Source organism: Campylobacter hominis ATCC BAA-381 (assembly GCF_000017585.1).
In the GTDB taxonomy this organism is placed as follows: Bacteria; Campylobacterota; Campylobacteria; order Campylobacterales; family Campylobacteraceae; genus Campylobacter_B; species Campylobacter_B hominis.
The window spans coordinates 936,474-949,757 of sequence record NC_009714.1; the positions used below are offsets into that span (position 1 = coordinate 936,474).

At 31.5% G+C, this 13,284-nt stretch carries 14 protein-coding genes; 7 read left to right on the forward strand and 7 right to left on the reverse strand.

The features are described 5' to 3' along the window. Positions 1-2 precede the first annotated feature (2 nt). Both ispG and hemW read right to left on the reverse strand, forming a co-directional pair. Entirely contained in the window at positions 3-1,058 is a 1,056-nt protein-coding gene (gene ispG / locus CHAB381_RS04660; RefSeq protein ID WP_012108853.1) for a flavodoxin-dependent (E)-4-hydroxy-3-methylbut-2-enyl-diphosphate synthase, read from the reverse strand. Positions 1,059-1,120: 62 nt separating this feature from the next. Next, on the reverse strand, positions 1,121-2,155 hold the full coding sequence (gene hemW / locus CHAB381_RS04665; protein WP_012108854.1) for a radical SAM family heme chaperone HemW: 1,035 nt from the start codon (positions 2,153-2,155) through the stop codon (positions 1,121-1,123). Between the two features lie 86 nt (positions 2,156-2,241). Between hemW and CHAB381_RS04670 the strand changes: the two genes are divergently transcribed. The 6 genes from CHAB381_RS04670 to CHAB381_RS04695 all read left to right on the forward strand — a co-directional run bounded on the left by CHAB381_RS04670 (position 2,242) and on the right by CHAB381_RS04695 (position 7,275). Then, complete coding sequence (locus CHAB381_RS04670) at positions 2,242-2,706, forward strand: RNA pyrophosphohydrolase (RefSeq protein WP_012108855.1); 465 nt, start codon at positions 2,242-2,244, stop codon at positions 2,704-2,706. Continuing rightward, the gene (locus tag CHAB381_RS04675; protein WP_012108856.1) at positions 2,706-3,911 is read left to right on the forward strand and encodes an aspartate kinase; all 1,206 of its coding nucleotides are present in this window, start codon (positions 2,706-2,708) and stop codon (positions 3,909-3,911) included. The genes CHAB381_RS04670 and CHAB381_RS04675 overlap by 1 nt, the downstream gene beginning before the upstream one ends. Continuing rightward, positions 3,911-4,447, forward strand: a complete 537-nt coding sequence (locus tag CHAB381_RS04680; RefSeq protein ID WP_012108857.1) for a HobA family DNA replication regulator — start codon at positions 3,911-3,913, stop codon at positions 4,445-4,447. The genes CHAB381_RS04675 and CHAB381_RS04680 overlap by 1 nt, the downstream gene beginning before the upstream one ends. Further along, positions 4,444-5,061: a DNA polymerase III subunit delta' gene (locus tag CHAB381_RS04685; RefSeq protein ID WP_012108858.1), complete on the forward strand. Its 618-nt coding sequence runs from the start codon at positions 4,444-4,446 to the stop codon at positions 5,059-5,061. Before CHAB381_RS04680 ends, CHAB381_RS04685 begins: the two co-directional genes overlap by 4 nt. Continuing rightward, positions 5,058-6,278 carry a dihydropteroate synthase gene (locus tag CHAB381_RS04690; protein ID WP_012108859.1) on the forward strand — a complete coding sequence of 407 codons (1,221 nt, stop codon included), beginning with the start codon at positions 5,058-5,060 and terminating at the stop codon, positions 6,276-6,278. Before CHAB381_RS04685 ends, CHAB381_RS04690 begins: the two co-directional genes overlap by 4 nt. A 520-nt stretch (positions 6,279-6,798) precedes the next feature. Then, entirely contained in the window at positions 6,799-7,275 is a 477-nt protein-coding gene (locus CHAB381_RS04695) for a WG repeat-containing protein (protein WP_012108860.1), read from the forward strand. 629 nt (positions 7,276-7,904) lie between these two features. Here the strand turns inward: CHAB381_RS04695 and CHAB381_RS04700 are convergent. The 5 genes from CHAB381_RS04700 to CHAB381_RS04715 all read right to left on the reverse strand — a co-directional run bounded on the left by CHAB381_RS04700 (position 7,905) and on the right by CHAB381_RS04715 (position 12,063). Continuing rightward, a complete protein-coding gene (locus CHAB381_RS04700) occupies positions 7,905-8,054 on the reverse strand; it encodes a hypothetical protein (protein ID WP_172462800.1) in 150 nt (49 codons plus the stop codon). 208 nt (positions 8,055-8,262) lie between these two features. After that, a complete protein-coding gene (locus CHAB381_RS08725; protein WP_012108862.1) occupies positions 8,263-8,400 on the reverse strand; it encodes a macro domain-containing protein in 138 nt (45 codons plus the stop codon). A gap of 279 nt (positions 8,401-8,679) precedes the next feature. Beyond that, positions 8,680-10,518 carry a molecular chaperone HtpG gene (gene htpG / locus CHAB381_RS04705; protein ID WP_012108863.1) on the reverse strand — a complete coding sequence of 613 codons (1,839 nt, stop codon included), beginning with the start codon at positions 10,516-10,518 and terminating at the stop codon, positions 8,680-8,682. Between the two features lie 109 nt (positions 10,519-10,627). After that, the gene (locus CHAB381_RS04710; protein ID WP_012108864.1) at positions 10,628-11,008 is read right to left on the reverse strand and encodes a fluoride efflux transporter FluC; all 381 of its coding nucleotides are present in this window, start codon (positions 11,006-11,008) and stop codon (positions 10,628-10,630) included. 38 nt (positions 11,009-11,046) lie between these two features. Then, a complete protein-coding gene (locus tag CHAB381_RS04715) occupies positions 11,047-12,063 on the reverse strand; it encodes an HdrB C-terminal domain-containing protein (RefSeq protein WP_012108865.1) in 1,017 nt (338 codons plus the stop codon). Between the two features lie 99 nt (positions 12,064-12,162). Between CHAB381_RS04715 and truD the strand changes: the two genes are divergently transcribed. Further along, positions 12,163-13,260: a tRNA pseudouridine(13) synthase TruD gene (truD, locus tag CHAB381_RS04720; RefSeq protein WP_012108866.1), complete on the forward strand. Its 1,098-nt coding sequence runs from the start codon at positions 12,163-12,165 to the stop codon at positions 13,258-13,260. The last annotated feature ends 24 nt before the right edge of the window (positions 13,261-13,284 follow it).

Sequence of the window (13,284 nt, forward strand, 5' to 3'; positions counted from 1 at the left end):
CGTTATTCATATTTTTCCGCCTCATTTTTTACTTCTTCCAAAAATCTTTCTACAAGCTCGTTTTCACTTAATTTTGCTACGATTTTACCTTTTTTTATTATTAAGCCGTTTCCTTTGCCGAATGCAATCGCCACATCCGCTCCTTTCGCTTCGCCTATCGCATTTACAACGCAACCCATAACTGATACATTTAAAGGCGCTTTAATATCTTTTAACGAAGTTTCTATTTTTTTGACGGCAGTTACCAAATCACATTGCAAACGTCCGCAAGTAGGACACGAAATTATATTTACACCGCTTTGTTGAATGCCGCTGTCCTGCAAAATCGCGCGCGCCACTTTTATCTCTTTTTCAAGTTCGCCCGTAATACTTACTCTTATCGTATCACCGATTCCTGCAATCAGCAAATTTCCAAGCGCAATGGCACTTTTTATTGTCGCATGAAATTCGGTTCCAGCTTCCGTAACACCAAGATGAAAAGGATATTCGCATTTTTTGCGAAGCGCTTTGTAAGCTTTGATTGTTTTTATCGTATCACTTGATTTTAGCGAAACAACGATATCGGTAAAATTTTCTTTTTCCAATAAATCGATATTGTACAAAGCCGATTCCACCATTCCTTTTGGTGTTCTGCCGTATTTTTTTTCAAATTTTTCTTCCAAAGAGCCACTGTTTACTCCGATTCTAATCGGTAAATTCCGTTCTTTGCAAGCTCCGACAACGGCTTTTATTCGCTCACTTCCACCGATATTTCCAGGATTTAAACGAATGGCATCGACAAATTTCGCCGTTTTTAGCGCATGGCGATAATTAAAATGAATATCGGCTACAATCGGAAGCGGACTTTCTTTTTTAATTTCCTCTAAAGCCTCCGCATCTTTATTATCTAAAACGGCGCAACGCACGATATCGCAACCTGCAAAATATAAGCGATTTATTTGTTCAAGAGTTGCTTTTATATCTTTTGTTTTTGAAAAAGTCATAGATTGCACGGAAATAGGTGCATCGCCGCCGATAGCGACATTTCCTGCAAAAATTTTTTTGGTTTTATATCTCATAAATTTTGCTTTCGAATTTTTTGCCCCGATTGTATAAAATTTTAGCTTAGTATTCAAATTTATTAACACAGAATAAAAAGTGCTATTTCATCGGCAAGCAAGAAATTTGTATTGTAAAACCTACCGTTTTTAAACAAAATTTTGCCGCTTTGAAGTAAAATTTCAGCTTTTTTCAGCTCTTTTTCATTTAGAATTTTGCGTGAAAAGCCGACGCTTGATCTCATACCAAGCAAAATTCTTTCCGTTTTTATGTCTTTATCATTTAAAATTTCAATGGATTTTTTTAAAGGATTTTTTAAATAAGAAAACAGATCCGGTGAAGTTTTTCTTGTTTTATTTATCGTTCCGACGGCATAAGCACCGAACCCTGCATAATCTTCACCTTTCCAATAAGAAAAATTATGTTCACAAATACGCCCGAAATTTGAAATTTCATATTGTTTAAAACCGATTTCGGCAAGATTTTTAAATAAAAAACCGGCTAAAACCGAACTATCTTTTTTATAACTTTTTTTGCCGTAAAATTCAGTACCTTTTTCCAAAATCAAAGAATAGGCGCTGATATGCGAAATTTTAAGATTTGAAATATTTTTCAGCTCAAATTTCAAATTATCCTTAGTATCAAATTTCGTGTCATAAATTAGATCTATATTTATATTATCAAATCCTGCAATTTTAGCATTTTGCACGGCATTTTCTATTTGTTTGGCGCTATGAATACGGCCTAAAAATTTAAGCTTTTCATCATTAAAACTTTGAGCACCGAAACTTATTCGATTTACCCCTAAATTTCGCATTTCTTTCAACCATTTTAAATTTGCCGAGTTCGGATTGGCTTCTATAGAAATTTCAGTTAAATTTTTAAAATGAGGGCGCAAAATTTCAAAAACAGGTGCGTAAAATTTAGCTTCGACCACACTTGGAGTGCCGCCACCGATAAATAAAGTACTGATTTTTTCATCAAAATTAAAATGTGAAATTTCAAGAACAAGGGCTTTAAAATAATCATTCACCAAATCGAATTTATCGCTGAATGAACCAAAAGCGCAGTATTTGCATTTGCTTTCACAAAAAGGTATATGTATATAGATATGCAAAAATTTCCTTTTAAAAACTTACATTTATGTAATTATAATAAATTTTTCGATAAAATTTTTTGAAATTTTTTTTGAAAAGTGAAAATATGGAAAAAAATTATAGACCAAATGTCGCAGGAATCATACTTTCACCGAGTTATCCTTTTAAATGTGAAGTTTTTATAGCACAAAGAAGCGATATAAAAGGTGCTTGGCAGTTTCCACAAGGCGGGATTGATGAAGGTGAAACACCGCAAATCGCTATTTTGCGAGAATTAAAAGAGGAAATCGGCACAAATAATGTCGATATTATAACTTCTTGCCCGGATTTGTACAGCTACGACTTTCCTGAAGCCGTAAGAGAGAAAATGAAGCCGTTTGACGGACAAAGACAAAAATATTTTTTACTTCGTTTAAAAAGCTTGAACGGCATAAATTTACATACAAAACATCCGGAGTTTGATCTTTTCAAATTTGTTGATATAAAAGATGTATTGAATTTGGTTAACCATTTTAAAAAAGGAATTTACAGCAAAGTTTTAAAATACTTCAAAGAGGAAGGATACATTTAATGTTAATCGTGCAAAAATACGGCGGAACCAGCGTTGGAACATTAGAGCGAATAGATGCGGTGGCTGAACGAGTCATAAAAACAAAAAAAGAAGGAAACAAAGTCGTAGTTATAGTTTCTGCGATGAGTGGCGTAACAAATCGCCTGATTGAATATGCCAATTTTTTTACTAACGAACCGTTAGGAAGAGAAATGGATCTTCTTTTAAGCGCCGGAGAAAGAGTGACAAGTTCACTTTTGGCAATCGCTCTTTCGGCAAAAGGTTATCCTGCGATTGCTTTTAGCGGACGACAAGCAGGTATGATTACTGATCATTTTCATACAAAAGCCAGAATTTCAGCCATAAATCCTGAAAATATAAATAAAGCTTTGCAAGACGATAAAATTGTCGTGGTGGCGGGGTTTCAAGGCGTAGATGAAAACGGAGACGTTACGACTTTGGGGCGTGGCGGAAGCGATTTGAGCGCTGTTGCGATTGCAGGAGCCATAAATGCCGATGTCTGCGAAATTTATACAGATGTTGACGGCGTTTACACTACAGATCCACGAATTGAACCGAAGGCTAAAAAACTTGATCAGGTAAGTTATGATGAAATGCTTGAACTTGCCAGTCTTGGGGCAAAAGTTTTACAAAATCGCTCTGTGGAACTTGCAAAAAAATTAAATGTAAACTTAATTACAAGAAGCAGTTTTAATGACCATGAAGGAACACTTATAACAGGAGAAGAAAAGATGGAAGATGCGATAATAAGCGGAATAGCACTTGATAGAAACCAAGCAAGAATAACAGTAAGAAAAGTCGTAGACAGACCTGGCGTTGCAGCTGAAATTTTTTCGGCTCTTGCAAAAGAAGAGATAAATGTAGATATGATTATCCAAAATGTCGGTAGAGACGGCACTACAAACTTAGGCTTTACAGTACCTGAAAATGAGCTTCATAAAGCTTATGAAATAATTCAAAAAGTAAATCCGAATAGCGGCGAAGTAATAGAATCCGATAACGAAATTGTAAAAGTTTCAATCGTAGGAGTCGGAATGAAGAGTCATAGCGGCGTAGCGAGCCTTGCTTTTCAAACATTGGCTGATGAGGGAATAAATATACAAATGATCTCAACAAGCGAAATCAAAATTTCAATGATAATAAATGAAAAATACGGCGAACTTGCTGTAAGAGCTCTTCACAAAGCTTATAATTTGGATAAATAATGCGCGATATTTTTAAATGGGGCATAGAATTTACTCAAAAAAATAAAAATTTAGACTGGTTTGAAATCAAAAGAGAGAGTTTTATGCCTTTGCTTGCTATAAATTTGCATCATTTGCTAAATGGAAAAGTTTTTATCATTTTAAGCGATGATGATAGAGCATGGTTTTGTGACTATTTTATATATAAAATAAATTGTAGCCAAACTCGTCCTATTTTTCCTTTTTTTAAGTTAAACGCACTTTATCCGAAATTTACAAATACAACTCCAAAAGAGCAAATAGCACTCATTTGCGATATGTTAAATATCGTATTTGACGATAATATAGTTTGCTTTTATATAGGAAAAACAGGAACAGGTTCATATGCGCTTACTAAAAATTTTGAAAACAATTTTTTATGGATTATTGATGATACGATAGAAAACAGCTTTTATCTAAGCTCAAAAGGCGAAAATCTGGATAATCAGCTAATTGAGCTGACTAAAATTTTTGACAGCGCGATAAATGCCGTGCTTTTTGAAGAAGTAGCACTTTGAAATTAAGCCATATCGTTCTTACAAACGATTTTGAAAATTATAAAATTTCACTTATAAACTCTCTTGGAGCAAACAACTTACGTTTTTTTGAATGCGACGACTTTAAAGTGGAAGATGCCAAAAACGTTATAGCCGAAGCTTATATAGCAGAAATCAGCGAAAAATACATAATAATAAAAGCGCAAAAATTCGGCATCGAAGCTCAAAACACTTTGCTTAAAATTTTGGAAGAACCGCCAAGAAATATAATTTTTATAATCATCACAAACTCGCTAAATTCGCTTTTGCCGACAATCAGATCGCGACTTTTGGTTAAAAATTTTTTATCGTCAAAAATACAGGAACCAACAGGAATAAATTTTAAAAAACTGACTTTAAAAGAAGCGCTTGAGTTTATAGATGAAAAAATTTCATTGGAAAAAGTCGGAGAATTTGATAAATTCAAGCTTAGAGATTGTATTTGTCAAATTACAAAAGAAGCACTTGCTTATGGTATAAATTTCAGTGAAAACGAGCTTGAATACATCGACAAACTAGTATATTTGGCAAATACAAATTGCAAAACACACGCCGTTCTGACGCCGCTTTTGCTGATGATGCAGGAGAAAATATGAAAATTTTTAAAATTAATGAAAATACAGATTTTAGCGAACTTTGCAAACATATAGGTCCACGCGCTTGTGGAAAAACAATAATGCAAAAAAAATCTCATATATACTTTTTTTACATTGAAGACATTAAAGCGCCTGCCGCAAATATCTTAAAACAGGATGCACTTAGCATAGGCGCGGAGCTTGTTTGCAATGAAAATGTAATTTTCGGCGAGAAATCGTCAAACGCAGTTTTGATGGCAACCGAAGCGCAAATTGAAATTCTGGCAAAAAAAGAAAGTATGCAGGATTTCGGATTAAAAGAGCTTGGAAAATTTTTAAAAACCGAATTTAAAAAGCCACAAAAAGCTTTAATAATGGGCGTTGTAAATGTAAATAACGATAGCTTTAATCCGGCAAGTCGCGTCAGTCAAAATGAAGCAATAAAACGAATCGAAAAATTTATCACAGATGGAGCGGATTATATAGATCTAGGCGGCGTTTCAAGCAGACCCGGAAGCGAATACTGCGGCAGAGATGAAGAATTTTCGCGCATAAAAAGTGTAATTGATGAAATTTACGCAAACAATCTGCATGAAAAAATAAAATTCAGCCTTGACAGTTTTGATGAATACTGCTTGGAATATGCCTTAAATAAAGGCTTTAAAATGATAAATGACATAAGCGGCAAAATTTCACTTTGCAGCCTTGCTAAAAAATATGACGCCGAGTATTGTCTAATGCATATGCAAGGCGATCCTAAAAATATGCAAAAAGCACCGAAATATGATGATTTGTTGGCCGAAATAGATGAATTTTTCAGCACTAAACTGAATGAAATTGCACAAAATTTCGGCGGGATAAGAGCTTATGAAAATGGCGAATTTTTGGAAGCCGCAGATGAAATTCCTGCTAATTTTTCAAATATTTTTACAAAAAACGGTATAAAGATTTTTTTAGATCCCGGAATAGGTTTTGGTAAATCAATGCCTCAAAATATGCTTTTAATAAAGCATTTAAGTCACTTTTTGCATTTTTCTTTGCCGCTTTTTGTTGGCGCCAGTCATAAACAAATGATAAATTTTTATAGTCCTAGCAAAGTTGAAGATCGCACTGCAGGAAGTTTGTATTTACACTATCAAGCCTTTTTAGATGGCGCGACAATAATCCGCACACACGATGTTTATGAACACAAACAATTTTTTGATATGGTAAATGCGATGAAAAATATAACCATTTGATAAAAAATTTTATCAAATGTAAATAAAATAAAAATTTTTGATTTTACTTAAATTTTAAGGAATTAAAAAATTCGTCTTAAAAAATGACCAAATTTTTAAGCTGGAAATTTTAATTTTGAAAGTTTAGTAATTTTGCAAAAATTATCGCTTTTAATTTTTAAATTTTTACAAAATTTCATAAAAATTTTAAAAAATATTTTTTAAATTAATTTTATAATTGAAACAAAAAAGTATAAATTAAAAAAATAAATGTTATATTTTTTAATTATTTGAAAAATAAATCAGATATAAAATAAGTATTGTTTAATAAATAAAGCGATATAATTCTTAAATTTAATTTTGATATGTTTCATTACTTTTTAAGAAAATTGTTTTACCGTCAAATTAAAAATGCACTTTTATTGCAATATAATGAAACTTAATAATTTGATAGTATCGTCTTTCTTTAAGAACGGCTTGAAAATATTAAATGCCGAAAATTTTGTTACAATCAAAAATCATAATTAAAAAGCGGGGTATTATGAAAAAAACTGTTTTAGGTTTAATATTTTTAGCCGGCAGCTTATCGGCTGATAATCTTACTTGTGCTCAAATCGACAATAAATGGGGTTTTACAAATGAAAAAGGTGATTTTATAATTGAAGCCAAATTCGATAGAGCTTACAATTTTTCAGAAACAGGTTCGGCGTTGGTTGAGTTGAATAACAAATTGGTTTTTATCGACAAAAAAGGCAATGTGACTTCTGAATCGAATTTTAATAATTCAAATTATTTTGCTGAAAACGGATTAACTGTTGCTCAAAATAACAATAAATGGGGTTTTGCAGATAAAGAAGGCAATTTTGTAATTGAGCCTGAATTTGATAGAGCTTACAATTTTTCAGAAAAAGGTTTGGCTCCGGTTGAATTAAACGGGAGGTTGGTTTTTATTAATCATAAAGGCGTTGTGGTATTAAAGAGCAAATTTAACAATACTCAATCAATAAAAACAAAATAAGAATTTTAACTGTATCGTCCGTATAAATACAAAATTTATTTTGCAGACTAAAATAATTTTTTGTAGCTTGGCATAAAAAAGGTCAGGCTATAAAATTTTACGATTATAAATACAACTTTCGAATTTGCTGTTTTAAAATATAATCCTAATTATCAGCTTGCACGATACGGCTCTTTTTTATAAATATACAAATAATTTTTCAAAAATCTTATTCTCAAAATTGCGCTTTATTTTTACTAAAAATTTTTAAATTTTTTTCTCAATTATAATTTTACTTTTTTTGGGTAGAACTGTTTTTTAATTTTGCAATAACTCTTAACAATTTTAAAAACGTTAAAAACTTTTTTTATAAAAACGCCTTCAATTATATATAATTTCAGCTATGCTGCTAATTCGCCTTTTTCTTGATAAAGTCGACGTTTTTTATAAAAACTGCTTGAAAAAAGTATAATATTTCAAAACAAAATCTTAAAGAAAATCAAGAAAAATACGAAGCCATTAAAAAAGAGATTACGCCTGATCTAATCGGTATGATAAAAGAGTGGCTTAAATAAAACAGCCGTTTTAGAGTGGAAAATTTATAAATTTCACTCTAATTTTTATCTAATATCTTTTTAAAATCGTCTTTACTATAAGCAAACACAATCACATCGCAAATTTTTGTCGAAATTTTGAAGTTTTGTAAAATATGCTCTGTAAATTTTAAAAATATCAGCGATATCCGCGTAACCTATCATAGAAATAGCAAAACTTACGCGCGAACGCTCGTCGTTTATCAAAAACCGCTCTACATTTTTAATTATGATTTTAATATAATCCAAGAGCAGTATTTTTAGGCTTTGATTTATCGATATAGTTTATAACGCAATCGCGCAAAATTTCGCCGATATTTAAGCAGTTTGATTTTGTTTTTATGACATCGCTGTAAGCAAGCGCCGCGCCGTTTTTTAATTCAAAACTCTTTTTTGTCTTTTTGCCTTTTTACATTTACTCTTGTAAAACGGTGCCGCCGCAATTTCTATAAAAAGCCATAAAAACGCCACTTCCTAAAAGCATTTTGGTATTTGACGGATTTAGCGCATAATCGGCTTTTTGCTTTACGATATCGCCTAATTTTACAGTCAAGTTATAAGAAATTTTTTATCATTATGAATTTTATATATCAGTTTTGCAAAATAAGCTAAAAATTGTTGCAAATTTTAAAAACTATTTTTAAATTTTCACAATAAAAAAAAATATATTATTTAAAGCCGCATTAAAATTTAAAACTATAAAAAAGTCAGCTTATAAATTTATAAGCTGACTTTTTAGATAATGATTTTTAAACTATTTGGAAATATTTTTAAGAAGTTTATTTCAAATATAAAATTTTCGGGCGAACTTTTTGCCCGAAAATTATAAATTTTAAATCGCTTTTGCGATTATTTCGCTTACGTTTTTTGCAAATTCACTTGCATCATCAATATTTTGACCTTCGCTAAGTTTCGCAAGATCAAAAATAATGTTTGAAATTTTAGCAATTTCGCTTTGATTTGCAATTAATTTTTTGATGATTTCGTGATCTTTATTTATCTCAAGTATCGGTAAAACTTCAGGTAAATTTTCCTGTCCCATTTGTTTATAAATCGCTTGCATAGCGTAATTCGGATCATTTTTATCAAATACAAGAACACCTAAAGCGTTTTTAAGTCTTTTTGAAATTTTTACATCTTTTACCTTATCTTTTAAGTTTTCTTTTATTTTTTCCGCTATTTCAAGATCCTGCGCTGAAATTTCACCTTTATCATCGCTAAAATCGGCATCCATTACGCTTTTTATAGGTGTTTTATCGAATTCACCGATCATCGGCATTATAATCGTATCGATTTCATCGTCGCAAATTAAAACTTCTATATTTTTAGCATTAAATTCCTCTAAAAGAGGCGAATTTTTAAGAGTTTCAGCTTTCCCGCCGCTGATATAATAAATCTCTTTTTGCTCTGCCGCCATTGATTTTTTATATTCCGCTAAATCAATCAATTCGCCTGTTTTGCTTGATTTGAAAAGACAAAGTTTTAAAATTTCATCTTTTTCGGTAGAAAATCCCCAAAGCCCTTCTTTTAAAACTTTGCCGAAAAGTTTATAAAATTTCGCATATTTTTCTTTATCACTATTTTTTATTTTTTCCAACTCGCCCAAAATTTTCTTTACGCTTGCAGCTTTTACTGTTTGCATTATGCGGTTTTCCTGCAAAATTTCACGACTCACATTTAGCGGTAAGTCTTCTATATCGATTATTCCGCGTACAAATCTCAAATAAGGCGGTAAGAGCTCTTTGGCGTCATCGGTTATAAAAACGCGTTTTACATAAAGTTTTACACCGCTTTGATAATCCACGCGAAAAAGATCGAAAGGTTGAACGCTTGGAACAAAAAACAGCGTTGTATATTCGTGAACGCCTTCCGCTTTAGTGTGAATGTAAAGTAGCGGATCGCTGCTGTCGTGGCTGATTTGCTTATAAAAATCAAAATAATCCTGCTCTTTCAGATTGCTTTTTGGAAGTCTCCAAAGAGCGTTTGCTTTATTAACTTGTGAAATTTCACTCTCATAATGCCCTTCTTCGCCCTCTTTTTGGCTAGCTACATATTTTTCTTTTTGTAAAAAAATAGGATAAGGAATGTGATTTGAATATTTTTTGATGATATTTTCAAGGCGGTAACTGTCTAAAAATTCATCGTCTTTAAGATATAGTGTGATTTGCGTTCCAAAATCCGCCTTTTCCGCCTTTTCGATTGTGTAGTCGTTCGCGTCGCTTTTCCAAGAAAAAGCTTCGTCGCTAAGAGGTTTTTTAGTCAAAACTTCGATTTTATCAGCAACCATAAACGCGGAATAAAATCCTACACCGAATTGTCCGATTAGATTGCTGTCTTTTTTAGCATCTCCACTAAGTTGTTCTATAAAGCCTTTTGTTCCGCTTCTTGCGATGGTTCCGAGATTGTTTTCAAGTTCGTTTTCATCCATTCCTATTCCGGTATCGCTTATCGTTAAAGTTTTTGCTTCTTTGTCAAGAGTTATTTCAATCTTAGGTGTGTAAGTTAATTTTTTATACTCATCTTTCGTGAGCGCAAGATAATTAAGTTTGTCAAGAGCGTCGCTTGCATTTGAGATAAGTTCGCGTAAAAAAATCTCTTTATTTGAATAAAGCGAATTAATCATCAAATTTAAAAGTTGATTAACTTCGGTTTTAAACTTTCGTTTTGCCATTTTTTATGTCCTTTTTTAAAAAATTTTTAGCAGATTATATTATAAATTGACAAAATTTTCAAGTTTTTTATAAAATTTTATAAAGAAAGTTGATAGAAAGTATATCAATTTAGTGAATAATTTTTGCCGTATAAATTCCCAAAAAACAAAAAATCAGACATAAAATTATACTCATAGTGATATTTAGAAAAAATTTTGAAATTTCGCCGTGATTTAAAAAAACAGCATTCTCATAAGTAAATGTAGAAAACGTCGTCAAAGCACCCAAAAGTCCTGTAACTAAAAAATTTTTAAAATTATAATTTATCGCGTAAGTCGTGGCGATGTTTAAAACAAAACCGATTATGAAAGAGCCGATAATATTTACACATATTGTCGCAATAAAAATATACTTTTGAGAAAAAAATTGAGCAAATCCAAAATAAAACAAAAATCTCAAAATAGCGCCTACAAATCCGCCCGTTCCAACGCACAAAATCGTATAAAACATTTTTACCTCAAATTTTTGAAATTTTTCAAATATAAATTTTAAATAAGTGTAACTTTAAGTTTATGGTTTTCCAAACTTGCCGGTTTTTCGCCGCTAGCAAGAGCTAGAAATTCATCAAATTTCAACACGTAAAAATTCGGTAAATCACGATTTGAAAAGCGTTTTATCTCTTTTGAACAGCCGTCAAAAATTTCAAAATCCCGTTCATCATTTACGAGCAGAAAATCAGCGCCGCTGTCAAATGCGTCAAACAATACTTTTGAAGCCAATTTTATAGCGATTTCTTTATTTACATTAAATATTTGAGCTCCACTTGGTGAGTTTTGCGCATCAAATTTCACATTTTTCAACGCAAAAATTTTTAAAAAATTGCTTAAATCATCGCCATAAACGGCAACATTAAAATCTTTAAAATTATGCTTTGGCGTAAAATCGGCAGGAATTTGAGAAATTTTTTTATATTTATAAGGTCTAAACGCTAAAAATCTGCACAAAAAATCATACGTTTTTTCCGTTTCAAAAGGTTCATTTAAAAAATTCGGATGTGTAAAATAAGGCATTTGCGCTTTTACGATGTTTAAAATTTCATCTTTTTTGCTTGGAAATTTTTCAAGCAGATATTTTACAAAAACAAAACCGCTAAGCCCGAAAAAATCATCCACATATTTTTGCATATCGCTTGCATAAGATAGTGAAATCAACGTATCATAATAGCTTTTTTCATAATTAAAGGCACTGAAAATTTCAAATTTTTTATCAAATTCTTCTGTAGAAAATTTCAAATCCTTATAAGCATAATATGTGCTTAAAGGCTCTATTTTAAGGCATTCGCCAAAATTTTGCAAAATCACGTCAAACTTTTCATCCAAGCTGACAACGACATCATTGATTTTACAAAATTTCACACCGTCAAACTCAAAATACGGATCATCTGATTTTATATCATTTAATAAAGCGCGAAGTGTGTTAAAATCAAAATTTTCATAAAAATAAGGTTTATAATAGCTCGTAAAATCAATATTTGAATCAAATCTAAAAAGTCTAATATCAAGCATAATTTTTCCTTAAAAATTTTTAGTTATTTTACAAAAATATAGCTTATAAAGAGTTTTCAAGTTAAATTTTTGTAAAATCTCGCGAAAAAAGGATAAAAATTGGCAAATTTTTTATATACACTTTCACACAGCCCGATTGATGCATATTTTACGAAAAATTCACGCGATTTTATCGTGCGCGAAGTGCCGCTTTATGATTTTAGCGGAGATGGCGAGCATTGCGTGATTTGCTTGCAAAAAAAAGATCTTACCACTTTCGATGCGCTTCATATTTTAAGTGAACATTTAGGAGTTAAAATTAGAGATTTCGGCTACGCGGGTCTTAAAGACAAAGATGGTCTTACTTCGCAATTTATAAGTTTTCCGGCAAAATTTGTAGCGGACATTGAAAATTTTTCGCACGAAAAAATTAAAATTTTAAGCATAACAAAACATAAAAATAAGTTAAAAATAGGACATTTAAAAGGAAATAACTTTTTTATTCGTTTAAAAAAAGTTTCGCAAATTGATGCACAAAAAATACAGGCGGCTTTGCAAACTATCGCAAATCAAGGTTTTGCAAACTATTTCGGTTATCAAAGATTTGGAAAATTCAGCGATAATTTCGAACAGGGCGAGAAAATTTTAAAAGGAGAGAAAAAGTTTAAAAATCCTAAAATGCGAAATTTTTTAATTTCCGCATTTCAAAGCAAACTTTTTAATAAATATTTGGAAAAAAGAGTTGAAATTTCAAAAATGGCAGGCGAGTTTTCTGGCGCACAGCTGGCTAAAATTTATGATTTACAAGACGATGAAGTTTCTTCTATCATTAATCAAAAGCAGTTTTTTAAAATTTTAAACGGCGACATTTTAGGACATTTTCCACACGGTAAATTTTTTGTCTGCGAAAATTTAAATGATGAAGTTCAAAGATTTTTAAGACGCGAGATTTCACCTAGCGGACTTTTGCTCGGAAATATCAAACTGAAAAGCCAAATGCTTTCTGCGCGTTTTGAAAATGAAATTTATGAAAAATGTTACGCATATTTACCGCAACTCAACGGCACATTTCGCTATTTATGGAGTTTTATAGAAAACGCAAACTGTATTTATGACGAACAAAACGCGCAACTAAACCTGGAATTTTACCTTCCGAAAGGCTCATACGCAACCGTGATTTTAGAAGAAATTTTACACAAAGAAATTAACGAAATTTAAGCGATTTTTAGTTAAAATCAAAAC